Origin of the sequence: Winogradskyella vincentii (assembly GCF_020166345.1) — a bacterium.
GTDB classification, from domain to species: Bacteria; Bacteroidota; Bacteroidia; order Flavobacteriales; family Flavobacteriaceae; genus Winogradskyella; species Winogradskyella vincentii.
In genome coordinates this window covers 270,560-295,522 of record NZ_JAIUJS010000001.1, presented here as the reverse complement: position 1 = coordinate 295,522, position 24,963 = coordinate 270,560, and the positions used below count along the sequence as shown (strand labels likewise).

Annotated in this window: 21 protein-coding genes; 8 read left to right on the top strand and 13 right to left on the bottom strand. The window is 33.4% G+C overall.

Going from position 1 to position 24,963, the window contains the following annotated elements:
- Positions 1-55: 55 nt before the first annotated feature.
- Positions 56-2,317 (bottom strand): polyribonucleotide nucleotidyltransferase, encoded by a 2,262-nt coding sequence (locus LBV24_RS01430; RefSeq protein WP_224476826.1) that lies wholly within the window; start codon positions 2,315-2,317, stop codon positions 56-58.
- Between the two features lie 199 nt (positions 2,318-2,516).
- A complete protein-coding gene (gene rpsO / locus LBV24_RS01425) occupies positions 2,517-2,786 on the bottom strand; it encodes a 30S ribosomal protein S15 (protein ID WP_224476825.1) in 270 nt (89 codons plus the stop codon).
- 182 nt (positions 2,787-2,968) lie between these two features.
- Between rpsO and LBV24_RS01420 the strand changes: the two genes are divergently transcribed.
- Both LBV24_RS01420 and LBV24_RS01415 read left to right on the top strand, forming a co-directional pair.
- The gene (locus tag LBV24_RS01420; RefSeq protein WP_224476824.1) at positions 2,969-4,075 is read left to right on the top strand and encodes a sensor histidine kinase; all 1,107 of its coding nucleotides are present in this window, start codon (positions 2,969-2,971) and stop codon (positions 4,073-4,075) included.
- Positions 4,076-4,145: 70 nt separating this feature from the next.
- Positions 4,146-4,991, top strand: coding sequence for a hypothetical protein (locus LBV24_RS01415; RefSeq protein WP_224476823.1), 846 nt, complete (start codon positions 4,146-4,148; stop codon positions 4,989-4,991).
- A 56-nt stretch (positions 4,992-5,047) separates the two neighbouring features.
- Here LBV24_RS01415 and LBV24_RS01410 read toward each other — a convergent pair whose 3' ends face one another.
- The 4 genes from LBV24_RS01410 to tamL all read right to left on the bottom strand — a co-directional run bounded on the left by LBV24_RS01410 (position 5,048) and on the right by tamL (position 10,988).
- Entirely contained in the window at positions 5,048-6,082 is a 1,035-nt protein-coding gene (locus tag LBV24_RS01410; protein ID WP_224476822.1) for a T9SS type A sorting domain-containing protein, read from the bottom strand.
- 85 nt (positions 6,083-6,167) lie between these two features.
- Positions 6,168-7,025 carry an acetyl-CoA carboxylase, carboxyltransferase subunit beta gene (gene accD / locus LBV24_RS01405; RefSeq protein WP_224476821.1) on the bottom strand — a complete coding sequence of 286 codons (858 nt, stop codon included), beginning with the start codon at positions 7,023-7,025 and terminating at the stop codon, positions 6,168-6,170.
- Between the two features lie 219 nt (positions 7,026-7,244).
- A complete protein-coding gene (gene fbaA, locus LBV24_RS01400; protein ID WP_224476820.1) occupies positions 7,245-8,312 on the bottom strand; it encodes a class II fructose-bisphosphate aldolase in 1,068 nt (355 codons plus the stop codon).
- A 117-nt stretch (positions 8,313-8,429) separates the two neighbouring features.
- Positions 8,430-10,988 (bottom strand): translocation and assembly module lipoprotein TamL, encoded by a 2,559-nt coding sequence (gene tamL / locus LBV24_RS01395; RefSeq protein WP_224476819.1) that lies wholly within the window; start codon positions 10,986-10,988, stop codon positions 8,430-8,432.
- A 125-nt stretch (positions 10,989-11,113) separates the two neighbouring features.
- Between tamL and LBV24_RS01390 the strand changes: the two genes are divergently transcribed.
- Positions 11,114-11,848: a TrmH family RNA methyltransferase gene (locus LBV24_RS01390; RefSeq protein WP_224476818.1), complete on the top strand. Its 735-nt coding sequence runs from the start codon at positions 11,114-11,116 to the stop codon at positions 11,846-11,848.
- Here LBV24_RS01390 and porT read toward each other — a convergent pair.
- Positions 11,835-12,551 carry a type IX secretion/gliding motility protein PorT/SprT gene (gene porT, locus LBV24_RS01385; protein WP_224476817.1) on the bottom strand — a complete coding sequence of 239 codons (717 nt, stop codon included), beginning with the start codon at positions 12,549-12,551 and terminating at the stop codon, positions 11,835-11,837. The two genes, LBV24_RS01390 and porT, sit on opposite strands and share 14 nt — an antisense overlap.
- Position 12,552: 1 nt before the next feature.
- Positions 12,553-13,284: a bifunctional demethylmenaquinone methyltransferase/2-methoxy-6-polyprenyl-1,4-benzoquinol methylase UbiE gene (gene ubiE / locus LBV24_RS01380; protein ID WP_224476816.1), complete on the bottom strand. Its 732-nt coding sequence runs from the start codon at positions 13,282-13,284 to the stop codon at positions 12,553-12,555.
- Positions 13,285-13,414: 130 nt separating this feature from the next.
- Here ubiE and trkA point away from each other — a divergent pair, with 130 nt between their 5' ends.
- The 3 genes from trkA to LBV24_RS01365 all read left to right on the top strand — a co-directional run bounded on the left by trkA (position 13,415) and on the right by LBV24_RS01365 (position 16,680).
- On the top strand, positions 13,415-14,764 hold the full coding sequence (gene trkA / locus LBV24_RS01375; RefSeq protein WP_224476815.1) for a Trk system potassium transporter TrkA: 1,350 nt from the start codon (positions 13,415-13,417) through the stop codon (positions 14,762-14,764).
- 2 nt (positions 14,765-14,766) lie between these two features.
- Positions 14,767-16,269: a TrkH family potassium uptake protein gene (locus tag LBV24_RS01370; protein WP_224476814.1), complete on the top strand. Its 1,503-nt coding sequence runs from the start codon at positions 14,767-14,769 to the stop codon at positions 16,267-16,269.
- Positions 16,270-16,431: 162 nt separating this feature from the next.
- Positions 16,432-16,680: a hypothetical protein gene (locus LBV24_RS01365; RefSeq protein WP_224476813.1), complete on the top strand. Its 249-nt coding sequence runs from the start codon at positions 16,432-16,434 to the stop codon at positions 16,678-16,680.
- 75 nt (positions 16,681-16,755) lie between these two features.
- Here LBV24_RS01365 and LBV24_RS01360 read toward each other — a convergent pair whose 3' ends face one another.
- Both LBV24_RS01360 and LBV24_RS01355 read right to left on the bottom strand, forming a co-directional pair.
- Positions 16,756-17,940: a pyridoxal phosphate-dependent aminotransferase gene (locus LBV24_RS01360; RefSeq protein WP_224476812.1), complete on the bottom strand. Its 1,185-nt coding sequence runs from the start codon at positions 17,938-17,940 to the stop codon at positions 16,756-16,758.
- Between the two features lie 18 nt (positions 17,941-17,958).
- Positions 17,959-19,059 (bottom strand): fatty acid desaturase family protein, encoded by a 1,101-nt coding sequence (locus LBV24_RS01355; RefSeq protein ID WP_224476811.1) that lies wholly within the window; start codon positions 19,057-19,059, stop codon positions 17,959-17,961.
- A gap of 145 nt (positions 19,060-19,204) precedes the next feature.
- Between LBV24_RS01355 and rsmG the strand changes: the two genes are divergently transcribed.
- On the top strand, positions 19,205-19,831 hold the full coding sequence (gene rsmG / locus LBV24_RS01350; protein WP_224477149.1) for a 16S rRNA (guanine(527)-N(7))-methyltransferase RsmG: 627 nt from the start codon (positions 19,205-19,207) through the stop codon (positions 19,829-19,831).
- 9 nt (positions 19,832-19,840) lie between these two features.
- On the opposite strand, the gene LBV24_RS01345 is transcribed toward rsmG, so the two are convergent.
- Complete coding sequence (locus tag LBV24_RS01345; RefSeq protein WP_224476810.1) at positions 19,841-21,523, bottom strand: DUF6029 family protein; 1,683 nt, start codon at positions 21,521-21,523, stop codon at positions 19,841-19,843.
- Positions 21,524-21,560: 37 nt separating this feature from the next.
- Positions 21,561-22,043 (bottom strand): TlpA family protein disulfide reductase, encoded by a 483-nt coding sequence (locus LBV24_RS01340; protein WP_224476809.1) that lies wholly within the window; start codon positions 22,041-22,043, stop codon positions 21,561-21,563.
- Between the two features lie 106 nt (positions 22,044-22,149).
- Here LBV24_RS01340 and LBV24_RS01335 point away from each other — a divergent pair, with 106 nt between their 5' ends.
- On the top strand, positions 22,150-23,232 hold the full coding sequence (locus tag LBV24_RS01335; protein ID WP_224476808.1) for an Omp28-related outer membrane protein: 1,083 nt from the start codon (positions 22,150-22,152) through the stop codon (positions 23,230-23,232).
- Between the two features lie 98 nt (positions 23,233-23,330).
- Here LBV24_RS01335 and pruA read toward each other — a convergent pair whose 3' ends face one another.
- Complete coding sequence (pruA, locus tag LBV24_RS01330) at positions 23,331-24,956, bottom strand: L-glutamate gamma-semialdehyde dehydrogenase (RefSeq protein ID WP_224476807.1); 1,626 nt, start codon at positions 24,954-24,956, stop codon at positions 23,331-23,333.
- Between the last annotated feature and the right edge of the window lie 7 nt (positions 24,957-24,963).

The window sequence follows — 24,963 nt, the reverse complement described above, 5'->3', positions numbered from 1 at the left end:
AGAATAAAAAAACCACTTCAATTTTGAAGTGGTTTTTTTATTGGTTTTAAAAGAATTAATCTTCTTTTTTATCCTCTCTTGGTTTTCTATCGTCTCTGCGATTATCTCTATTTCTATTATCACGTCCTCGATTATCTCTACCTCGGTTGTCTCTACCACGATTATTATCTCTTGGTGGTCTAGGTTTCCAACCTTCTGGTTTTGGTAAAATAGCCTTTCGAGATACTTTTTCCTTACGTGTTTTAGGATCTATACCAAAATACTTTACATCAAATACATCTCCCATATTTACCACATCAGTAACGTTTTCCGTTCGTTCCCAAGCAAGTTCACTAACGTGTAAAAGGACTTCGTTTCCAGGTGCTTCAGTGTATTCTACTACGGCACCGAAGTCTAACATTTTAATCACTTTTACTTCATATACACTGCCGACTTCTGGTTTAAATAGTAAAGAATCAATCTTAGCCATTACAGCATCAATACCAGCACTACCAACACCTAAAACTTCAACAATACCTTCTTCGGTAACTGGATCTTCGTTTATAACGATAGTCGTATCGGTTTCTTTTTGTAATTCTTGAATTACTTTACCGCCTGGACCAATCAATGCACCTATAAATTCGTTAGGAATACGTCTAGTTACCATTGTTGGTGCATGATCCTTAACATCTTCATTAGGGGCTGCAATAGTATCTGTAAGTTTACTTAATATGTGTAAACGACCATCACGTGCTTGGTTTAAAGCGTTTACCAAGATTTCATAAGAAAGCCCTTTTACTTTAATGTCCATTTGACATGCTGTGATACCATCTTCTGTACCTGTTACTTTAAAGTCCATATCACCAAGATGATCTTCATCACCTAGGATATCTGATAATACAGCATATTTTCCAGAATCTGCATCAGAAATTAATCCCATTGCAATACCAGAAACAGGTTTTTTAAGTTGAACACCAGCATCCATTAATGCCATTGTACCTGAACAAACTGTTGCCATTGATGATGAACCGTTAGATTCTAATACTTCAGATACAACACGTACTGTGTATGGGCAATCATCTGGTACCATTCCTTTTAAGGCACGTTGTGCTAAATTACCATGACCAACTTCTCTACGAGAAGTCCCACGAATAGGCCTTGCTTCACCTGTTGAAAATGGTGGGAAATTATAGTGTAAATAGAAACGCTCTTCACCTTCGTAAGATGGCATGTCTATTTGGTTAGCTTCTCTAGATGTTCCTAAAGTAACTGTTGCTAAAGCTTGAGTTTCTCCACGAGTAAAAATTGCAGAACCATGTGTTGATGGTAAATAGTCTACCTCACACCAAATTGGTCTTATCTCATCTGTTTTACGCCCATCTAAACGTAAGCCTTCGTTTAAGGTTAAATCTCTTACAGCGGCTTTTTCTGCTTTACTGTAATATTTAGATACTAAACCACCTAAATCTTCTAATTCTTCTTCAGAAAATGAGGCTTTAATTTCTTCTTTTATTTCAGAAAATGCAGCACTTCGTTCATGCTTAGCAGATCCTGCTTTTGCCACAGCATAGACCTTATCATAAGCCATGTCATGTATTTTCTTTGCTAATTCTTCATCTGTTCGTTCAGGATCGTACTCACGTACTTCTTTTTTACCAACAGCTTCAGCTAATGCAACTTGTGCAGCACATTGTACTTTAATAGCTTCATGAGCAAACTTAATTGCTTCAGTCATTTCCTCTTCAGAAATCTCATCCATTTCACCTTCTACCATCATAACTGAATCAGCAGAAGCACCAATCATCATGTCAATGTCAGACTCTTCTAATTGAGAACGTGTTGGGTTAATTACAAATTCACCATTAACGCGCCCAACTCTTGCTTCAGATATAGGACATTCAAATGGAAAATCTGATAATTGAATAGCTGCAGATGCAGCTAAACCTGCCATAGCATCTGGCATTACATCATCATCATGAGACATTAACTGAATCATCACTTGAGTTTCAGAATGATAATCTTTTGGGAATAATGGACGTAATACACGGTCTACTAAACGCATCGTTAATACTTCCCCATCACTTGGTCTTGCTTCTCTTTTAAAGAAGCCGCCTGGATAACGACCGGCAGCAGCAAATTTTTCCCTGTAGTCTACCGTTAAAGGTAAAAAGTCAACATCTGCTTGTTTGTAATTGGAAACTACCGTACATAATAACATACATTTTCCTGATTGAACAACAACGCTACCATGCGCCTGTTTTGCTAGTTTTCCGGTTTCGATAGAAATTTCTCTACCATCACCTAGGTCAATGACCTCTTTGTAAGTCTTTGGAATCATAAAATTTAATTCTTAAAAATTGGGTATAATATTGATTTTTCCAATAGTATACTCGTTAAACAATGGTCGTTGTGTTGTTGTGTAGTTGTTTGTGACCAATGAAAAACTAAAAGTAGCTTCTTCAATTCTAATTTTATTCTCTTTAGATTGAGTGGTGTAAAAATAAAAAAACCACGCAAAAGCGTGGTCTTATATTTAATTATTTTCTTAATCCTAATTCTTTAACTATCGCACGATATCTTAAGATATCTTTCTTAGTTAAATAATCTAGTAGTGCTCTGCGCTTACCTACTAACTTAACAAGAGAACGTTCAGTGTTAAAATCCTTACGATTATTTTTTAAATGCTCTGTTAAGTGATTAATTCTGTGCGTAAACAACGCAATTTGACCTTCTGCAGAACCAGTATTACTTTTGCTTTTACCGTATTTTGCGAAGATTTCTTCTTTCTTTTCTTTTGATAAATACATTCTAATATTATTGTAAATGATTGTTATGTACTGTGAAAGTCTTTCTTTCAGGGCGCAAATATAGTGTTTTTTTGGGATTTGCCATTTTTTTTGTAACTTTTCTATTGATTATTAACAAGTTAATTATCAACCCCTTATTAACTGAACAACGCTTTCAATATTAATCCTTTAAAATCAAATGGATGAAAGCATATCAACTTCAAAATAACTTTGAAGCCAGCAACGATTTATTAGAACGTATTTTCAATAATACATATAACGGTATCGCATTGGTAAGCCTGTCAGGTAATTGGCTTAAAGTGAATGATAGTGTTTGTCATTTATTGGGTTACAGTAGATCTGAACTATTTAATATGGACATAGACAATATTGTCTTTATTGAAGATTTAGGTGTACATGAAGAGAAATATGAAAAACTTGTTTTAGGTGAAATCGATAAATACAGAGTTAAGCAACGATATTTCCATAAAGATGGTTCCTTGATTTGGGTATTGATTTATGTTTCTCTTGTTTATTTCAAAGAGGGTAGGCCTCACATGATTTGGCAATTTAATAATATAACCAAGCAAGAAAAAAATAAGGCTAAACTGAGAGCAATGCTTGAGGTTGCCAAGGAGCAAAATGAAAGGTTAACTTCTTTTGCCAGAATCGTAACACATAATCTTAGGTCTCATTCTGGTAATTTATCTACTATAACCGAATTTTTAGAGGAAGATTTTAAGAATATTAAAACTAATGAAAATTATAAATTACTTAAAAATGCAGTTGAAAGTCTGCAAGAAACAGTTTCTCACCTTACCGAAGTAGCCAAAATAAAGAAGACTGATGAAAGTGAAATGCAGAAATTGAACCTTTATAATTATGTGCAAAAAGCAATGTATAGTATAATAGCAATGGCACAGAATGCCAATGCTATTATTTATAATGAGATTGATGAAGATGAAAATGTATTAGCTGTGCCAGCATATTTGGAGAGTATTATTCTGAATTTTTTGACTAATGCAATTAAATACAGATCTGATAAAAGAGCACCAGTTATAGAATTGAGCTCTAAAATAGTAGAGGATTTTGTTGTATTGAAAATAAAAGATAATGGTCTTGGTATTGACATGAAAAAATATGGAGACAAGATATTTCAGATGTACAAAACTTTTCATCGCAAAAAAGATTCCATTGGCGTAGGTCTTTTTATTACCAAAAACCATATTGAATCCATGGGAGGAAGAGTTGAAGTCATAAGTAAAGTGGATAAAGGAACAGAATTTTTTGTTTACCTACCGAAAGCATAATTTTTTTATTGAATTAAACCTTTTTGAATTACTGTGGTCTTAACAGTATATTAACAATAAAAAAGTAATCATGAAAAATTTTAATGCAATTAGAAAAGGGATTTTAAGCCTTGTGGTTTTAGGTTTAATCTTTACATCGTGTAGTGAAAGCGAAGATATTTCAGAGCCAACAAACCAAGTAGAAGACACATTAGAGGTACAACGCTCAGCTGAAATTGATCAGGTAGACAATATTTTGGGTGATTTGGTTATTGATGCTTATGAAGGGCAAGAGGTAAGCGAAGAAGGTCGTGGTACATATGCTGGTGATATTCCAGAATGTGTTACAATAACTGTTGTAGCACAACAAGGTTATCGACAGGTAACATTAGATTTTGGTACGGATGGTTGTCTTGTTAATGGTCATATTTTGAAAGGACAAATCATTTTTGATTACACTAGAGACCCAGAAGCCCAACAAATTTTCATTAATTATAATTTAGTTGACTTTTATTTTGACAATAAAAATGTAATAGGAAGTCGTTCCATCCTAAAAGAGCTATCTAATGAAAATGGTAATCCACAGTTTACACACAATTTAGATATTACAGTAATTTGGCCTAATGGTGTACAAGCATCTAGAGAAGGTACAAGAATTAGAGAATGGGTAGTAGGATTTGGTAGTGGAATATTTAGTGATAATGTATTTGAAATAACAGGAAATTGGACCGCAACTTTTGTTAATGGTAATACACATACCTATGAGGTATTGGTACCATTACGTAGAGAAGTAATTTGTGCATATTTTGTAAGTGGATCATTTGATGTTCAGCGCACTAATTTTGGTGGTGTGTTTGATTATGGAGAGGGAGATTGTGACAACCAAGCGACATTTACATTTAATAATGGACAAGAAATTGATATAACCTTGAATTAGTGGTTTATTTTAGGTTGATTGGAAAAAGAGCTACAAATGTGTAGCTCTTTTTTATTTTAGTTTTTGAAAAATTTTCTTGAAAAACTACCCTTGTCAGTTTGTATTTGAATGATATATAATCCTGAAACCAATCTAGATACATCAATTGAATTATTGGTTACTGTATTCATGTCGATTCGCCTTCCGTTCAAATCAGAAACTGAAATTTCATTAATTTGAATATCATCTGAAATATTAATATTTAAGACAGCTGAAGTCGGGTTTGGATATAATTTGAGTGTTTTAGCACTGAGGTTAAATTCATCTGTACTCAATAAACTTTGATTCAGGGCTTCATATAGTATTATGGTTTCATTGACCACATTACCCAAAAAATCAATGTCTATGACATTGGTGGAAGTTCTAAATACTAAACTACCATCTGTATCGTCATAATAATAGTAATTTGTTTGATCAACAGTACCAATATTAAAAATTCCAGCAACCACAAGTGAAATACTCAAATCCGTTTTTAGTCTTGTTACATTGCCGCTATATGCACCTAATCCATAAACATTTAGATTTAATGTACCATGAGCATCAACATCAGTATCCATTGTTCCGGAGAATGTGCCATTAACATTTGTGCCATTTGCGTTACCACTAAAATCACCACTTGTAGCGTCTGTATTTGAGAAATTAAAATTTAGTGGGAAAGTACCCAGAGTGGCATTATTACTAAACACTAAGGTTAGGTCACTACCTTGTTCAGCTCCTGTTAATGATATTTCTCCAGAATTATTTCTTATAAATATTTTACTAACTACAGGTGGCATTCCATCAGTTGTAATACTCAATACCTCCGTAGTATTTGGATAAGAGCTTACTTCAGTCGGTGTTGGTGCTGCATTAGTATCAGTGTTTGTTCCAATTTGAGAAAGTGTTGTGAAATTCCAAGTTAAATCAGAGCCAGTAGCACTTTCGTCAATTGGGTTTGTTGAATCTACAATAGCGTATTCCGTTTCTGAGCTATTAACAAATTGGTTAATAGGCGCTTGTGCAATTGATACATGCGTAATGATAATTAATAATGAAAGTAGTTTTAGCTTCATATTCCAGATTTTGGTTAATTGCGGATTACTAAATTAAAGTAAATAAATAAACAAATAAAAAAAGGCCTCAAACGAGACCTTTTAGTTAACTTCTTAATGGTTGATTTTTTATCAAATCAATGTAAAGATTTATTTTATGTTTTAAATCTTTTCTATGAGAGATAAAATCTAGAAAGCCATGCTCTAATAAAAACTCTGAAGTTTGAAAACCATCAGGCAATTCTTGTCCTGTAGTATCTCTTACCACTCTTGGTCCAGCAAATCCAATTAAAGCTCCAGGCTCTGCAATATTTATGTCGCCTAACATTGCAAATGATGCAGTTGTTCCACCCGTTGTTGGGTCAGTACATAATGAGATATAAGGAATTTTGGCTTCCGCCAATTGCGCTAGCTTAGCCGAGGTTTTAGCAAGTTGCATAAGAGAATAGGCAGCTTCCATCATTCTAGCTCCGCCAGATTTACTAATAATCATAAACGGAATTTTTTTCTTTAGAGCGTAATCCGCTGCACGAGCTATCTTTTCACCTACAACACTACCCATTGAACCACCAATAAATGTAAAGTCCATACAAGCTATGACTAAGTCTTTGCCCATAGATTTTCCTACTGCTGTTCTTACCGCATCTTTAAGTTTTGTCTTAGCTTGTGCGGCTTTTAAACGTTCAGGGTATTTTTTGGTATCCTCAAATTTCAGAGGATCTCTTGAACCCAAATTCGCATCTAATTCTCTGAATTTGTTATCGTCAAAAAGTATTTCAAAATACTCCCTACTGCCAATTCTAACATGGTATCCATCTTCAGGACTAACATAGAAGTTTTGCTCTAATTCTTTAGTGTCAATTATTTTACCAGTAGGAGATTTATACCAAAGCCCCTTGGGTGTATCTTTCTTTTCTTCGGTTGAAGTTTGTATTCCTTTGTCTTTTCTTTTAAACCAAGCCATTTGATTTATTTTTTTAGATATTTCAATTTTAGAAATAGAAGCTCTAAAATCGAAGGTTTTAGTTAGTTAGTTTTTTTTGGTATTTCAATACATACAAAATTACCATATTATTATTAACCACAAAAAAATGAATGTTAACATCCATTTTACCTTAAATATAAAAAACCCATTGAAATTCGTATTTTATTTCAATGGGTTTGTTTAATTAAACAGTAGATATTATAAGGTGTCTACATTATTTAAATCTTCAAATGCTTTTTTAAGTCTAGTTACAAATGCTTCTTCGCCTTTGCGCAACCATACTCTAGGGTCATAGTACTTTTTATTTGGAACATCATCACCATCAGGATTACCTATTTGGGTTTGTAAATAGTCTGTTTTTTCTTCTACATAATCTCTAACGCCACTCAGGAAAGCCCACTGCATATCCGTATCGATGTTCATTTTAATAACACCATAGCCAATTGCTTCTCTTATTTCTTCAACAGTTGAACCAGACCCACCATGGAAAACAAAATCTATATGGTTGTGTTCAACACTGTATTTTTCAGTAACATATTCTTGTGAATTCTTTAAAATCTTAGGTGTAAGCTTAACATTTCCTGGTTTATATACACCGTGTACATTACCAAAGGCTGCAGCAACTGTAAATTGATCACTTACCTTACTTAACTCTTCATAGGCATAGGCAACTTCTTCAGGTTGAGTATATAATTTAGAATCGTCAACATCTGTATTATCTACACCATCTTCTTCTCCTCCTGTAATACCAAGCTCAATCTCTAAAGTCATGCCCATTTTACTCATGCGTTCAAGATATTGCTTACAGATTTCAATATTTTCTTCAATTGGTTCTTCAGATAAATCAATCATATGAGAACTGTATAATGGCTTACCAGTTTCTTTAAAGTGAGCTTCACTTGCATCTAGCAAACCATCTATCCATGGCAATAATTTTTTGGCGCAGTGATCCGTATGAAGTATTACTGGTACACCATAAGCTTCAGCCATTTCATGCACGTGTTTTGCTCCAGCAATTGATCCTGCAATTGCGGCTTTTTGACCTTCATTACTTAATCCCTTACCTGCATTAAATTGTGCGCCTCCATTTGAAAACTGTATTATTACAGGTGCATTTAATGCCTTTGCAGTTTCTAGAACACCGTTAATAGTGTTAGAACCAATTACGTTTACAGCTGGTAATGCAAATCCTTTTTCTTTTGCCAAGTTGAAAATATCTTGTACTTCTCTTCCTGTTGCAACGCCAGGTTTTATATTATGACTCATATTATTATGATTGAAAAATTAGACTTCAAAAATACGCAATTTTGAAATTTAATTCATCAGTTTATGAAGATAAATGCAGGATAAAAAGCGAAAACGATGTCGTTAAATGTGGCTTATTTAGAATGGATAGTTGATACCAATATTATATACAGCATTTCTAAAATTGTAATCTCTAAACCATCTGTTATCAATTTCTTGTGCTGGGTCATAAGTTTTAAAACCAACATCAAATCTCAGGACAAAAAAGTCGAAATCATATCTTAAACCAAAACCAGATCCAACAGCAATATTTTTTAATGACTTGAATCCTGTAAAAGTTGCGTCTTCATCTTCAACATTGTCTAAGACATTCCAAATATTTCCGACATCTACAAAAAGTGCACCTCGCAAGTCACCAAATAAACCGAAGCGTTGTTCTGCACTTAAATGGATTTTAAAATTTGCTTCGTTAAATTCATTGGTATTATTTGAGCTACCTGGTCCCAGGTTATAAGCAGTCCATGCTCTATTGTCATTTGGTCCACCACCAAAGAAACTTTCAGCAAACGGAATACTATTAGAATTGCCGTACGGTATAGCAATACCTGCATAACTTCTAAATGCAAATATATTATTACGACCAAAATCAAAGTACTTTACATAATCAATTTCGGTTTTAAAGTATTGTGAAAATGCAACTCCAAATACTTCGTAATTACCATTATCATTTTTTGATGCTCCCAATGCTTCAGAAAGATTGGATAATAAGTTACCCGCTAATTCAATTCGCCATTTAAATACTGAGAAATCGTTATCAAATATATTCTGTCGTTTGTCTTTTTTGTAATCAAAACTGGATGAAAAAATCAAGTTGTTTTCTGTTAAACGCTCTTTACGCTCATCAATATTGCTTACTGCTACATAATCTTCATCTTGAGGTGTTAGTGATGTGCTACCATTTATTACATCATCGATAAATACATCTGCAGGATCAAAATTATTCGCAGGATTCTCCAAACTCTCATTTTGATTGATATAACCAATATCTTGAGCTATGTCATTTAGTCTTTCAAATGAATTGGTGTAGACTCCAAAGTAATTATCTGTGTTTAGATTTTTTACAAATTGAACATTAAATAATTCTACGGTATTTGAAACTGTATTTTTAGGAGACCAGTTATAAGCAACAATACCAGCTAGTGTCTGTTTGTCTAGACCAATGTTTTGCTGGCTAGTAGTAGAGAGGTTAATCACTGTACTAGGTGACATATATTTTGGAATAATCCTGTCCGTATTAAAAGGTGTAAATAACCGTGGAAGAGTAAGTCTTATATTTCCTCCATATTCATTAATATCAAAGAAAGCTGAAGCATCATCAGAGCGATCTTTTGAAGCGCCAATAGCTGCAATCCCTGTGACTTCTAGAGTTTCTGCACCTCTAAAAATATTTCTGATTTTTAAGCCAGTGCTAAATGAAAACCCAATGGTCTGGATATTACTCTGATTTATTTCTGGGTCAAAGCTTAAGGTATATTTTTTTCTGGGTTCTAAGTATATATTGGCAGTCAAAGTAGAATCTTCCTCATTTTCAACATAGTCAATACTAGGGTATCTAAACATTTGTAAATCGTTAAGATATCTCGATGTTCTACTTCTTGCTAAATCACTATAGATATCACCTTTATTCAGAAAAACCGCATCCGTTAAAGCCTTGGGTCTAAACTTTAATTTGTTTTTACTGTATAGGGTATAGTCTTTGTAGATAGTTGTATCAGATATAGCTTTAAATCTATTTTCAAAATTATCATCAGTGAATACGTTTATTTCTTTAATCTTGTATATTTTAAAGGGTCTAGTAATAACAGAATCTTCAGCCCTAATTGACCTGTCCGCAATAACTAATTCAGTATTCACCTTATTATTTGTTCCGATGGTATCAATCACCATACGTATGTAATCTTGGCCAAAATGATAGAAACCAGAATTTCTAAGGTAGGTATTAATGCGCTCTCGTTCACGCTCATAATTATCTTCATCAAATTGATCTCCTTCTTTTAAGTAGGAGGCTTTACTGAAATCACTATACAATGAGTCAATGGCAGGACTGCTGATAAAAGGTTTTATTGAATCTAGTGTATAAGGATTGTTTTTAACTACCTTGTAGGTCACTTTTGCCCTTTTATTGCTGTCTTTGTTTACCTCAAAATCCACTGTATTATTAAACCAACCTCGCTTTGCATAATATTTATTTAGGTTGCTTGCCGTCTTTTCTGTCTTGTCTTGATTGTAGATAACGGGTGCTTCTCCTGTACGTTTTAACCAAGTATTAAAGTCTCTCTTTGATTGTATGTATTTATCAAATTGCTTTTTTGATAAAAGATTTGTTTTACGTCTTACCTTGTTGGGATTGCTTAAGATTTTTGCATCGATTATAGAATCGATATTAGGTCTAGCCAGATTATAGATATGTAATTTTAATGGATAATTAAAAATGCCCTGCATCCCAGAATTAACCTTCTGAATAATAATGTTGTTAATACGTTCTTCTTTGGTTTTCTTATTGTCCTCTAAGATGACATTTTCAGTGACTAGATGCTTACCCGACTTAACCCTTTTGACTATATTACACGAACTTAATAAGGACAAAAAAATAACAAAAGCTATAGCATTAGAAATAGTTCTGTATCTTAATTTCATTAAAGCAATGCAATCTGCTAGTCTCAAAAGTCTTATTGTTAATTTAGATATGAATCTGTTTGAACAAAAATTAGTCCAAAAAAGGTTTTCTTTGTACTTTCTCTAACAAAAGTAAAGACATTTTAATGTTATCAAAGAATCAAATAAAGTTAATTAAAAGTTTAAGCCAAAAAAAACACAGGCAACAAGAAAGATTATTTGTTGTTGAGGGTATTAAGGGCATTAATGAATTTTTAAACTCCGAATTTGAATTAGTTTGTCTTTACACTACTAAACCGATATTTGACGTCATAGATGATAAAGTAATTTTGATTAGTGATACCGAGCTTAATAGAATATCAGCATTAAAAAATCCAAATACAGCATTGGCTATATTTAAAATACCAGCATTCCGTAACAAATTAGATTTTGATTTGGCTATTGTACTAGATGATGTTAGAGATCCTGGTAATTTGGGTACAATTATAAGGCTTTGTGATTGGTATGGAATTAAACAGCTTATCTGCAGTGAAAACACAGTAGATTGTTATAATCCAAAAGTAGTGCAAGCGACAATGGGATCGTTAGCAAGAGTTAGTATTAACTATGTCAATTTATTAGAGTATTTAAAAACAACTAATGTGGAAATATTTGGCACTTTTATGAAGGGTGAAAACATTTATACTGCAGACTTGCCAAAAAAAGGATTAATAATTCTTGGTAACGAGGCTAATGGAATATCTGAAGTAATAGAAGATATGGTTGATAGAAAAATTACCATTCCTCAATTTGGTGATGTAAAAGATACAGAAAGCTTAAACGTTGCAAATGCAACGGCTATCATTTTAAGTGAATTTAAAAGACGGTTTACTGAAAAGTGAAATTTATAAAAATGCCTCTTGTTTGCATTTTTGCAACATTACCAGTCCAAGGGCTGTTCGGATCGGCATCCCTAACAATTTCATCATTAATTGCAAAAACTCCGCGTATAGATGGTGTGAATTTAAAATAGAGTAAGTAAAGATCTATACCAAAACCAATTTCATAAAAGTAGGTTCCTTTTTTCATTCTAAACTCGCCTGAACTGTTATCATCAGGATTATCTTGATTACTAGATAGATTTAGAGCAGCCGAGAACCCTCCAACTATAAAAGGTTTAAAATTATTAATTCGTTTGGTTGATACCTTCAATAGAAGAGGTACATGTACGTAGGTTGATTTTACTTCCCTCAACAAATCAGCATCCGAAAACGTCGTACCGTTAAAGTAACTTTCATCGTACATTATATTTCTAGTAGTAAAGTAAACACCAGGCTCTAACCTTAAATTCATGTAGTCATTTATTCGCATATCACCAATTAAACCTAGGTGAAACCCGAACGATTTGTCTACCAAAATATCCTCAAGATTTTCATTATACTCAAACTTAAAGTCATATTGGTTAAATCCTAAAAAATAACCCCATGTCAAAAATTTCTGATCAATATTGTTAATATTATTCGGTACTTTTTCTTTAGTAAAAAGCTGTGCCGAAGCATCTTGAAATACCAATAGAAATCCTACAATGAATATTATTCGCCTCATATTATGCTTTAGATGCTGTATAAATAGTTGCTACTCCCATAGTTTGTGGTTTGTCTACGACATTAATAAACCCGATTTTTCTCAAAATATTGTTTAATTCTTCGCCATATGGAAATACTGAGGCAGATTCACTTAAATATTTGTAAGCAACTCTATCTTTTGAGAATACTTTACCTATGACTGGCAAAATATATTTTGAATATGTGTTATATCCAAATTTATATATAGGATTTGTTGGCACAGATGTTTCTAGAATTACAAAAATTCCGTTCGGCTTAAGGACTCTCAAAATTTCTGCCAGTCCTTTTTCAAGGTTTTCAAAATTCCGCACTCCAAAAGCGACTGTTATAGCATCAAAAGAATTTTCTTCAAATGGTAGATCTTCTGAATCGCCAATAACCATAGAGATTATGCCATCAAGATTTTTTGAACTAATTTTTTTACGACCTACTTCTAGCATGCCGTCACTTATGTCTAATCCAATAATTTCTTTAGCTTTGGTTTTAGATAAATTAATGGCCAAATCACCAGTACCTGTGGCAATATCTAAAATATTTTCAGGATTAGTTTCAGAAACTAACTTAACAACCTTATTGCGCCATTTAACATCTATTCCGAAGGAGATCACTCTGTTGAGGCCATCGTATTCTTTTGATATGGTATCAAACATTTTCGTGACCTGTGCTTTTTTAGAAGCCTCACTATCCTTATAAGGTTTTACTTTTTCAGCCATTAAAAATTTTTTGCAAATATACGGTAATAAGAGTGTTCTCTATAATTTGTAATTGTAATTATATCATTTTTAAAATTGATACCAGCATTAAATAATATGTATATTTGTACGCCTATTTGAAACAAATTCGATGAAAATAATTATCGCAGGTGCAGGAGAGGTAGGATTTCATTTAGCTAAATTATTATCCTACGAGTCGCAAGAGATAACACTTATTGATACTAGAAAGGACAGCCTTGCCTATGCAGGCGAACATTTAGATATTAAAACAATAAAAGGTGATGCTACTTCCATTTCTATTTTAAGAGAAGCTCGGATTGGCACTGCTGCACTTTTTATTGCAGTTACATCTTCAGAAACAACCAATATTACAGCTAGTGTGCTTGCAAAGCAATTAGGTGCTCAAAAAACTATTGCTAGAATATCAAATACAGAGTTTATTGATGACAAGGAGACGATTGGGTTTTCCAAATTTGGTATTGATGAACTTATTTCCCCAGAGTCTCTAGCCGCTGGTGAAATAGAGTTATTATTAAATCAATATGGATTTAATGACACTTATGAGTTTGAAGAAGGTGCGCTTACCATGTTAAGTTTAAGATTATCAAGAACTGCAACGTTTGTTGGTAAAACTGTACGTGAGGCTGCAGAATTATATTCAGAATTACATTTTATACCTATTGCCATACAAAGATATGGAACACAATATACGATTATACCAAGAGGAGACACTCAGTTTAAAGAAGGCGATACAGTAGTTTTTATGACCTCTAAAGGAGGAGATGAAGAATTATTTGAATTGTCTGGTAAGGTCAAGGTTGGGATAAAAAATGTAATGATTCTTGGAGGAAGTAAAATTGGTTACAAAACGGCTAGGGATTTATGTGCAAGTAAATTCAACGTAAAACTTATAGAGAATAAAAAGACTGTTGCAGAAGATTTAGCTGACCAATTACCAAATGCCTTAGTTATTTATGGTGATGGTAGAAACGTTGAAATACTGCAGGAAGAGAGTATATCTGAAATGGATGCCTTCATTTCTGTAACAGGTAATTCTGAGACCAATATAATGTCGTGTCTTTTAGCCAAATCTAAGGGTGTAAAAAAGACAATTGCTTTAGTTGAAAATATGGACTATTATCAATTATCTCAGTCCATTGGTATTGATACCCTTATAAATAAAAAATTATTAGCAGCAAATAACATATTTAGATATATAAGAAAGGGTGAAGTCGTTGCAATGACTAAACTAACCAACATGAATGCTGAACTTTTGGAGTTTGTTGTTAAACCTGAATCTAAAATTACTAACAATCAAATAAAGGATTTGCAATTTCCTAAATCTGCCATTTTTGGTGGAGTAATTAGAAATGGTGAAGGATTAATTCCTTTAGGAAGTTTTACCATAGAAGCAGGTGATAGGGTAGTTGTTTGTTGTTTGCCTCGCTCTATTTCTGAAGTAGAAGCATTTTTCTCATAATTATGTCGCGACTGCATTTAAATTATAAAATCATTTTTCACTTTTTTGGCTTATTACTGCTATTTAATGGTGGTTTTATGATGATTGCTACATTAATTAGTTTGATCTATGAAGATGGAGTTACAGTGCAACTATTGTTAGCTGGTTTAGCAACTTTATTAATTGGCTCTTTTGCCATGGTCGGTACAAGAAATCATCGTAAGGAAATGAACAAACGCGAAGGATACATAGTTGTAGCCTTTGGTTGGATCGTTATGTCTTTAACAGGTACCTTACCCTATTTAGTTACTGAAGCAATACCTTCGTTTACCGATGCTTTTTTCGAAACTATGTCTGGCTATACAACTACTGGTGCGAGTATACTCAATGATATAGAAATAATACCAAAAGGCGTATTGTTTTGGCGTAGTACCACACACTGGATAGGTGGTATGGGAATAATTGTATTAGCTATTGCAATTCTTCCTTTACTTGGTGTGGGTGGTATGCAGTTATTCGCTGCTGAGGCACCTGGTCCAGGAGGTGATAAATTACACCCAAGAATTACAGATACTGCTAAACGCTTATGGTTAATTTATGTTGGTTATACAGTTGCTGAGACTATATTACTTCAAATTGCTGGTATGTCTTTTTTCGATGCAATTAATCATGCCTTGAGTACATTATCTACAGGTGGTTTTTCAACAAAAAATGCCAGTATTGCCCATTGGAATGATAATCCTGCCATACAATATATCATAATGTTTTTTATGTTTTTAGCAGGAACCAATTTTGTTTTAAGTTACTATCTGTTTAAAGGAAAGGTATCTAAGATTACAAAAGACGATGAGTTTAAATTATATTTTAGATTCATATTGTGTTTTACTCTGGTTGCGGCATTACTCATTTATTTTAGAGCTGATGTCTCTCAATCTTCGGTTGCTCATCCTATGGTATTTGGTGAAGGTGAAAGTGCTATTAGGCATGGATTGTTTCAAGTTTTAGCCATAGTAACTACAACTGGATTTGTTACTGCAGATTATACAATGTGGACACCGTTCTTAACCGTGTTTTTCTTTGGTTTAATGTTTTTAGGAGGTTCTGCTGGTAGTACAGCAGGAGGCGTTAAAGTTGTACGTCATTTAATACTTATTAAGAACGGCTTTTTAGAATTTAAGCGTGCTCTCCATCCTAATGCAATTTTACCTGTCCGCTATAACAAAAAATCTATTTCCGGTGATATTGTATTTAACATACTCGGGTTCTTTATACTTTATATGCTGTCATTTATTATTGGAGCTGCGATATTTTCAATGTTCCAAATGGATTTTGAATCTGCAATTGGACTTTCTGCATCAAGTCTAGGAAATGTTGGACCTGCGCTTGGGGAATTTGGTCCAGTAAATAATTATGCCGCGCTACCAGCGCTCGGTAAATGGTGGGCTTCATTTTTAATGTTATTAGGACGTTTAGAACTCTTTACGATTTTAATTTTGTTAACACCTTTCTTCTGGAGAAATCGATAATTTCAGAGAAATATTTTCTTATTCCAAAATTTTAGCCAGCCTATAATTTTACTGATATATTTTGTGTTTAGCAACTCAATCTGTTGCTATAGTTGAGATACGAGGTGTAACATTTTTGATTATTGTCCGTCATATTTACGTAACCAATTAAAATCATCAATCATGGAATTAGTATTAAATCAAGAATTAGAATTTGTATCAGAACCCATTGAGGTACCTCATTTTACAACACAAGGATTATTAAATTCGAACTATAAATCCTTAGTGAAGAAGAATTTCAGCAAGACTACGACAAAGTCATTGTTTGGAATAAGACGCAGACTTAGATCTTCACAATTGAATGTTGTGAACCATACAGCGACCATTTTAAGAATTTCAATATTTGCAATCATCTTGGTAGCAATTTTCTAAAACTGAATCATAAAAAAAGCTATAACAATACAAAGACTGTTATAGCTTTTTAAAAAAGGCGATTGATGTGTAATATTAACTTAACGCATCTTTTATACGTTTAATTGCCTCTTTAATGTTTTCTTCTGAAGCGGCATATGAAATCCTAATACAATCAGGGTTTCCAAATGCTTCTCCAGTAACCGTTGCAACTAGAGCTTCCTGTAATAAAAACATAGACATGTCAGTTGCGTTATTTATGGTTGTTCCTTTAATTGTTTTTCCGAAATATGCTGAAACATCTGGGAATACATAAAACGCACCTTCTGGCTCATTTGATTTAAACCCGTCAATCTCATTTAGCAAACCCAATATAAGTTTACGTCTTTCCTTAAATTTTTCTACCATATAGGAAATGCTAGAAGGGTCAGTTTCTAAAGCTGTAATTACGGCTCTTTGTGCAATACAGTTAGCACCACTTGTTACTTGTCCTTGCATTTTATTGCAAGCTCTGGCTATCCAATCTGGTGCACCTATATACCCGATTCTCCAACCTGTCATTGCAAATGCTTTCGAGACACCATTTACAGTAATTGTTCTGTCGTACATATGGTCAATATTGGCCATACTAAAGTGTCCGCCTTTAAAATTTATGTGTTCATAAATTTCATCAGAAACCACAAATATATTAGGGTGATTTTCAAGAACTTTGGCTAACGATCTTAGCTCTTGCTCACTATATACTGATCCACTTGGATTACATGGTGAACTATACCAAATCATTTTCGTTTTTGGTGTTATCGCAGCCTCAAGCTGTTCAGCCGTCATTTTAAAGTCTGTCTCTATTGACGTTTTAACTTCTACTGGAATTCCGCCATTTAATTTTACAATGTCACTATAACTTACCCAATATGGACATGGTAGGATAACTTCATCACCTTCATTAATTAAAACTGCAGCTACATTTGACAATGATTGCTTTGCACCTGTAGAAACAACAATTTGAGCAGGTACATAACTAAGATTATTGTCTCTTTTGAATTTAGTGATTATGGCATTTTTAAGATCACCATAACCATCTACAGGAGTATAACTATTATAATTTTGATTAATTGCTTCAATGGCAGCGTCTTTAATAAAATCCGGAGTATTAAAATCTGGTTCTCCTAGGCTTAGTCCAATGATGTCTTTACCCTCTGCTCTGAGTTCTCTGGCTTTTGCTGCCATAGCAAGGGTTGCTGAAGTCGATAGATTATTAATTCTATCTGAAAGTTGGTTCATGATATAATAATAAATGAATTATGCCTGCATTGCTGGTCGCATTCCCATTTCCTTAAGAAACCTAAAGTGCGCGGCAATTGCTTTTCTTGTAGTTTTATATTCTTTATAAGGTAAATTAAATTCTTTAGCTGTATCCTTAACAATCTTGGCAATTTTACCATAGTGGATATGGCTTATGTGAGGAAATATATGATGTTCAACCTGATGGTTTAAGCCACCAGTATACCAGTTAATTAACCAGCTTTTTGCCCCAAAATTTACAGTTGTTTTTAACTGGTGAATTGCCCAAGTATTTTTCATTGTACCATCTTTCTCTGGCATTGGCATTTCTGCTTCGTCCATGACATGGGCCAACTGAAATACAACACTTAAAATGAGACCAGCAACATAGTGCATTATAAAGAAACCTATTAAAATTTTATACCAAGCAATATCAGTTAATACAATTGGTAAAACGATCCACATGGATAAATAAATAAGTTTTGTTATTACCAGTTTACTCCAATTAACAAATGGATTTGGTAATTTCCCATAAGACAACTTACGCTTCATGTAACGATGCATTTGCTGAAAATCAGTAGTGATAGCCCAATTAATTGTTAATAAACCATATAATAAAATTGAATAGTAGTGCTGAAATTTATGGTGTTTGCGCCATTGAGTATGTTTAGAGAATCGGAGTATTCTTCCGGCTTCTAAATCTTCGTCGTGACCATGAATATTTGTGTAGGTATGATGTAGTACGTTATGTTGAACCTTCCAGTTGTATACATTACCAGCTAGGATATAAATACTACTTCCCATTAACCTATTTATCCATTCTTTGTTTGAGAATGAACCATGATTTCCATCATGCATAACATTCATACCAACACCAGCCATTCCTATACCCATTACAATGGTTAAAAGAATCTGAGCCCAAGTGGGAATATCTAAGGTTAGCAATAAAAAATAGGGTGTTAAAAATAAAGCGAACATAACTATGGTTTTTACCCAAAGTTGCCAATTTCCGGTTCGTTTTATATTGTTTTCCTTAAAATAGTTATTCACTCTTTTGTTAAGGGTTCTGAAAAATTTTGCCGAATCGGATCTTGAAAAAGATAGGGTTTGATTTGCCATATAATTCCTAGTTTTTTATTCTAATGATTAGGGTTAAACTGCATTAAAACTCGTCAAAGATAAATAATAATTAAAACCAACCATTATCCTTAAACGTTAATTTTATCCAAAGTAAAAAAATGTATTTTTGCCAAAAATCAATAAAGTGGAATTAATATTAAAATACTTTCCTCATTTATCCGACTCTCAGATTCAACAATTTGAGGCTTTGGAGGCATTATATAAAGACTGGAATTCAAAGATAAATGTTGTTTCGAGAAAGGATATCGATGAATTGTATTTAAAGCATGTTTTGCACTCACTTGGCATTGCAAAAGTTATTGAATTTAAAGATAAAACATCAATTTTAGATGTTGGAACTGGAGGTGGATTTCCTGGTGTACCATTAGCTATTTTATTTCCTAATTGCCAGTTTCATCTTGTAGATAGTATTAATAAGAAACTAAAAGTTATCGATGCGATTGCAGAAGCGATTGAATTAAAAAATATAAGAACCACGCATAGTAGGGTAGAAGCCATTGACGAAACTTATGATTTTATAGTTAGTAGAGCTGTGACCGCAATGCCGGAATTTACCAAATGGGTAAAAGGTAAAATAGCCAAAAAACAAAAGAACAGCTTGAAAAATGGAATTCTCTACTTAAAAGGAGGAGACTTGACTGATGAATTAAAGCAGTATACTAACGTCAAAGCTTATTTATTGTCTGATTATTTTGAAGAAGATTTTTTCAAGACAAAGAAGGTGATTTATTTACCTTTAAAATTTAAATAAGCTTAATCTTTAAAAAGACATTAATAAACTTGCTGACAGACCTGTAGCCTCAGGTACAAAACGGCAAACACCACCAACACATACCAATCCTGCACGTTGCCTTCCGTAATTTAACGAGAAGCGTGTTGTCCCCTTATTATAACTTCCGCCAAAATTGTAGTAATGGTTTTCGGAAGTACTGCTATCCATTCCACTGTTATAAATATCATTGACATAAAACGATAGTCTTGGACTGACGTTATATTCAAAAGTACCTCCAATCCAATCATGATTGTCAGAATTAGACCAGAGCTTTTGAAATTCTAAACGTACTGATTGCCCAATCCTACCAAATTTGTAAATAGTCTCACCAACAACAATATTTGTTTTAATCTGTTCTCCGGAAAAGTTGTCTTCTATGGTTCTTTGATTATAATACTGATTGACATAATAGAAAATGGAATTAACTTTTTTATTCCATTTTTTTCTGATTTCCAAACTTATATCAGAGAAATACTTCTCACCAAAGCCAAAATAATCAACGTCATAAGATAAATTATTATAATCATAATCTCCTTTTAAACCAGCCCAGTAAGATGCATTAAAGGCTAATTTGGTACCGTATTTACCACCTAAGCTAGTCCCTTTTTTAATATTATAGAACAAATCTACTTGCCCACCAATTTCACCAGCTTCCATTAGTTGTGGATCAGCAAAAACAACCTGTGATTGAGCTTGATAAACAAATATATTTGTCAATAAATAATCGTGTTGTTTGGTTAAAGCAGGTGTAAAGTTGATATTGTTTTCTAAAAATACATTTCCTGTCTTTTCACGCTCAGAGTAGAATCCCATATTTTCTAATCTCCTAAAAGTAGCGTCAATACCAAATCCCTTTTGAGAAAAACCAGTATTTAACAATAATGCGTTACCGGGATTAACAAAGTTATCAATGAGCTGACCTGCGATCACAGCCACATCATCAGTTTTTGTGACATATTCTGCATTCGCGTAAAAATTACCTTCAGTAAAATCAATACGGCCAGAAAAAGCATTGGTTAAATCATCAAAATTTGGATCCTCGCTATCTGCTGTTTCATTTCTACCCACATAACTAAAACCTAGATTTAATGATGAGTTTTCAAAATTGAATATGTTAGATAAGTCTAGTTCGGTATTAAATCCAAAAATATCGCTATCTGCTGTTTCAAAACCTACACGTTGTTTACCGTACAAGGCGGTAAGTGCTAAAAAGTCTAGAGGCATATATTTCATTCGTCCACCCAAAAGTGCATTGTTTAATCCTAGTTGCCGATCTTCCCAGTTTCTCAGAATCATTCCGCTACCAAATTGCTCATAGTAATGACCTGCGCTTGCTTCAAGTTTATTGCTTTTATAGTTTAAAGAGTATATACCAAAATTAGTACCTTCAAAGTTTGGTGAATAATTCAATAATGCTAATGGTTCATAAGATTCTATCTGAACTGTAGCAGTGAAATTTTTTAGAAAATCGTAATCTAATTTCAAATAAGAATTTACTCTAACGTGCTCGTCACCATCATTATTTTCTTCATCAAAAAAGGCACCTGTTCTCTTATCATCATTATACCAAGCCATATTAGATTCTAGTCCTAATCTTAAATTATCTAATAACTGAGCAGAAGCTTGATTTAATGACAAACAAAAAATCAATAACAATATTAATTTTCTCATGTGTGAGTTTATTTAATCTGGTTATCGCAATTAGCTTTTATAATTTGGCATTTTCCTTGACAACTTCGTAGAGTTCATCTTCACTACCAGGTGTATATCCTGTTCTGGTGTGAACAATTTCGCCATTTTTTACTACCATTATATAAGGCAAGACATTGATATTTAATGCACGTTTTAGATCTTGGTTATCATCAATTAGTATTTGATATTCCCAATCCTTTCCATTAACAAGCGGAATTACTCTTTTTTTAGTTCTTGCATCATCAGTAGAAATCGCTATAAGTTCTACATTGGTTTCATCTTGCCATTCTTCATAAACATCGGCAATAGCATCTAATTCATTAATACAAGGTACACACCAAGTCGCCCAAAAACTAAAGATTTTTATATCGTTGGAATTTGCCAGTTTTTGAATTGATACTGATTCATTCTCTAAATTTTTTAAGATGACATTTGGAATGTCCTGAGCATATGATAATGAAATAGTAAATAGTAAGATTAGAAGGAAAGTACGCTTCATATTGATTGTAATTTGTTCTTATTTTTGGCAATTATACAATAATAATACCAAAAGATTTAAAATATATTATATTTGGGCTTCAATTAATATAAATAATCTCTAAATCATGAAAATTAATTATCTTTTTAAATCCTTATTTTTTGCATTAGCTTTAGTTTTTACCAGTTGTGGTAGTGATGGAAATGATGACTCTGATGGAGGTGATACCAATGCAATAACAAGTATAACTATATCTTTGAAATTTGATTCAGATGTTTATGCTGGGGATTTGATTTTCTTTGACGTAAAAGGAAACAACAGTGAAGTTGTAACTAACTCAGCAACGATAACTTTAAACGGTGAAGATATAGGTGGAAATATCTATACAACTCAAGCACCAGGTGTTTTAAATTTTGTTGCAACTTATGGTGGAATGACAAGTAATACGCTTCAAGTTACAGTATTAGAACCACCTGTAAAGTTTGCGCAAAATGTATTAATTGAAGACTACACTGGTACGTGGTGCGGTTATTGTCCAAGAGTATCTTACGGTATTGAACAAGTAAATCTAGCAACAGACAGAGCGGTTACAGTAGCAATCCATAGAGGTAACACAGATCCTAACGGTAATAATCATGATCCATACAATTTTAGTGCAGGTGCATTGGAGAATATGATTAATCTATCTGGATATCCAACAGCAATGTTAAACAGAACTACGGAGTGGGCTTATCCAGAACCAAGTAATGTTAGTCAGGTAGTTGGGTTGACTAATTCTGATGCAGATTTGGGACTTGCTTTATCGCCAACATTAGATGGCAATACTATATCAGTTGATGTTGATATTAAGTTTGGTCTTTTATCAACAACAAATGCAAAACTAGTAGTCTATATTTTAGAGGATGATTTAATCTATGATCAGGTTAATTATACAAGTTATTATGGTGGTGGTAGCGTAATTTCAAACTTTGAGCACGATCATGTTTTAAGAGATGTTTTGACAGATTTATTAGGTGATACAATACCTGCTGATCAGGTTGCTGAAGGAAATGTTTATTCTACAAACTTTTCTGTGTCAGTACCGTCTAATGTGTCAAACACTTCTAAAATGACCGTTGTTGCTTTTGTTGTAAACGGTAATACTAATGCAGCATATAATGTGAGATCAGCAAACTTTGGAGATACTCAAACTATAGAAGAATTAGACTAAGAAAGTAAATTTGAATATTAAAAAAGACCTGTAAATTTTTACAGGTCTTTTTTTTGTTGCGTAAAATACTTTGTATTAAGTAATAATGTCTACTTAAGTTACCCTAAAAATGGATACCTGTAGTCCGTTGGTGTTACAAATGTTTCTTTTATCAACCTAGGAGACACCCAACGCAATAAGTTTTGAGCACTACCAGCTTTATCATTAGTGCCTGATGCTCTTGCTCCTCCAAATGGTTGCTGGCCAACCACAGCACCTGTTGGTTTATCATTTATATAGAAATTACCGGCAGAGTTTTGAAGAGCTTTTGTAGCTTCGTCTATAGCATATCTACATGTGGATAATACAGCTCCTGTCAATGCATATTCACTTGTTTCGTCTACAAGTTTTAAAGTAGCGGAATAGGCATCATCTTCATAAATATAAATAGTAATTACAGGTCCAAACAATTCCGTACACATCGTTGTATATTTAGGGTCAGTTGTTACCACTACAGTTGGTTCGATAAAATACCCTTTGGATTTATCACATCCACCACCTGCAATTATTTCAGCATCAGAATCTGCTTTAGCCTGATCTATGTATTTGGCTAATTTGTCAAAAGAACCTTCGTGAATTACCGCAGTAATGAAATTACTCATATCTTCTGGTGAACCCATTTTAAATGATTTTATATCATCTAACAAGTATTGCTTTACATCATTCCATAAACTTTTAGGTATATATGCTCTTGATGCTGCACTACACTTTTGTCCCTGAAATTCAAATGCACCACGAGATATTGCGGTAGCTACTTGTTTTGCATTTGCAGATTTATGTGCAATGATGAAATCTTTACCTCCCGTTTCCCCTACAATTCTTGGGTAAGTCTTATAGTTGTGAATATTCTCTCCAATTTGTTTCCATAATTCTTTGAAGATAAATGTAGATCCAGTAAAATGGAGACCAGAAAAATCTGGATTTGAAAGTACTGTATTTGTAATCATTACAGGATCACCAAAAACAACATTGATAACTCCTTCTGGTACACCAGCCTCTTTAAATACATCCATTATTACTTTAGCCGAATAAACTTGGCTGTCACTTGGTTTCCAAACCACTGCATTACCCATTAATGCCATACATGCCGGTAAATTACCAGCAATTGCCGTAAAGTTAAATGGTGTTACAGCATAGGTAAATCCTTCTAGGGGTCTATATTCAACTCTGTTCCATGCATCACTTGTACTTTCTGGTTGTTCCATGTATATGTCAGTCATAAACTGAACATTGAACCTTAAGAAATCTATAAATTCACAAGCTGCATCAATTTCTGCTTGATGAATTGTTTTTGATTGAGCAATCATAGTCGCTGCATTAATTTTTGCTCGGTATGGTCCAGCAATTAATTCAGCAGCTTTTAGGAAAATCCCAGCACGTTGTTCCCAAGGCATTTGAGACCACGTTTTACGTGCTTCTAAAGCTGTGGAAATCGCATCTTCTACATGCTTTTGTTCTGCTAAATGATACTCTCCAACGACATGTTGATGGTCGTGAGGAGGAGACATTGTTCTGGTATTACCAGTTTTAATATCCTCACCATTAATATATAAAGGAACTTCAACTTTGCTGTTGATCATTGTTTTGTATGCCTTTAAAACAGCATCGCGTTCAGGTGATCCTGGTGCATAAGATTTAACGGGTTCGTTAACTGCAATAGGAACATTAAAGATACCTTTTCCCATGATTTAA

Bases quoted from the DNA above. Each gene is read 5' to 3' on its own strand.
- LBV24_RS01430 (WP_224476826.1), bottom strand. From the start codon at position 2,317: ATGATTCCAAAGACTTACAAAGAGGTCATTGACCTAGGTGATGGTAGA.
- rpsO (WP_224476825.1), bottom strand. From the start codon at position 2,786: ATGTATTTATCAAAAGAAAAGAAAGAAGAAATCTTCGCAAAATACGGT.
- LBV24_RS01420 (WP_224476824.1), top strand. From the start codon at position 2,969: ATGAAAGCATATCAACTTCAAAATAACTTTGAAGCCAGCAACGATTTA.
- LBV24_RS01415 (WP_224476823.1), top strand. From the start codon at position 4,146: ATGAAAAATTTTAATGCAATTAGAAAAGGGATTTTAAGCCTTGTGGTT.
- LBV24_RS01410 (WP_224476822.1), bottom strand. From the start codon at position 6,082: ATGAAGCTAAAACTACTTTCATTATTAATTATCATTACGCATGTATCA.
- accD (WP_224476821.1), bottom strand. From the start codon at position 7,025: ATGGCTTGGTTTAAAAGAAAAGACAAAGGAATACAAACTTCAACCGAA.
- fbaA (WP_224476820.1), bottom strand. From the start codon at position 8,312: ATGAGTCATAATATAAAACCTGGCGTTGCAACAGGAAGAGAAGTACAA.
- tamL (WP_224476819.1), bottom strand. From the start codon at position 10,988: ATGAAATTAAGATACAGAACTATTTCTAATGCTATAGCTTTTGTTATT.
- LBV24_RS01390 (WP_224476818.1), top strand. From the start codon at position 11,114: ATGTTATCAAAGAATCAAATAAAGTTAATTAAAAGTTTAAGCCAAAAA.
- porT (WP_224476817.1), bottom strand. From the start codon at position 12,551: ATGAGGCGAATAATATTCATTGTAGGATTTCTATTGGTATTTCAAGAT.
- ubiE (WP_224476816.1), bottom strand. From the start codon at position 13,284: ATGGCTGAAAAAGTAAAACCTTATAAGGATAGTGAGGCTTCTAAAAAA.
- trkA (WP_224476815.1), top strand. From the start codon at position 13,415: ATGAAAATAATTATCGCAGGTGCAGGAGAGGTAGGATTTCATTTAGCT.
- LBV24_RS01370 (WP_224476814.1), top strand. From the start codon at position 14,767: ATGTCGCGACTGCATTTAAATTATAAAATCATTTTTCACTTTTTTGGC.
- LBV24_RS01365 (WP_224476813.1), top strand. From the start codon at position 16,432: ATGGAATTAGTATTAAATCAAGAATTAGAATTTGTATCAGAACCCATT.
- LBV24_RS01360 (WP_224476812.1), bottom strand. From the start codon at position 17,940: ATGAACCAACTTTCAGATAGAATTAATAATCTATCGACTTCAGCAACC.
- LBV24_RS01355 (WP_224476811.1), bottom strand. From the start codon at position 19,059: ATGGCAAATCAAACCCTATCTTTTTCAAGATCCGATTCGGCAAAATTT.
- LBV24_RS01345 (WP_224476810.1), bottom strand. From the start codon at position 21,523: ATGAGAAAATTAATATTGTTATTGATTTTTTGTTTGTCATTAAATCAA.
- LBV24_RS01340 (WP_224476809.1), bottom strand. From the start codon at position 22,043: ATGAAGCGTACTTTCCTTCTAATCTTACTATTTACTATTTCATTATCA.
- LBV24_RS01335 (WP_224476808.1), top strand. From the start codon at position 22,150: ATGAAAATTAATTATCTTTTTAAATCCTTATTTTTTGCATTAGCTTTA.
- pruA (WP_224476807.1), bottom strand. From the start codon at position 24,956: ATGGGAAAAGGTATCTTTAATGTTCCTATTGCAGTTAACGAACCCGTT.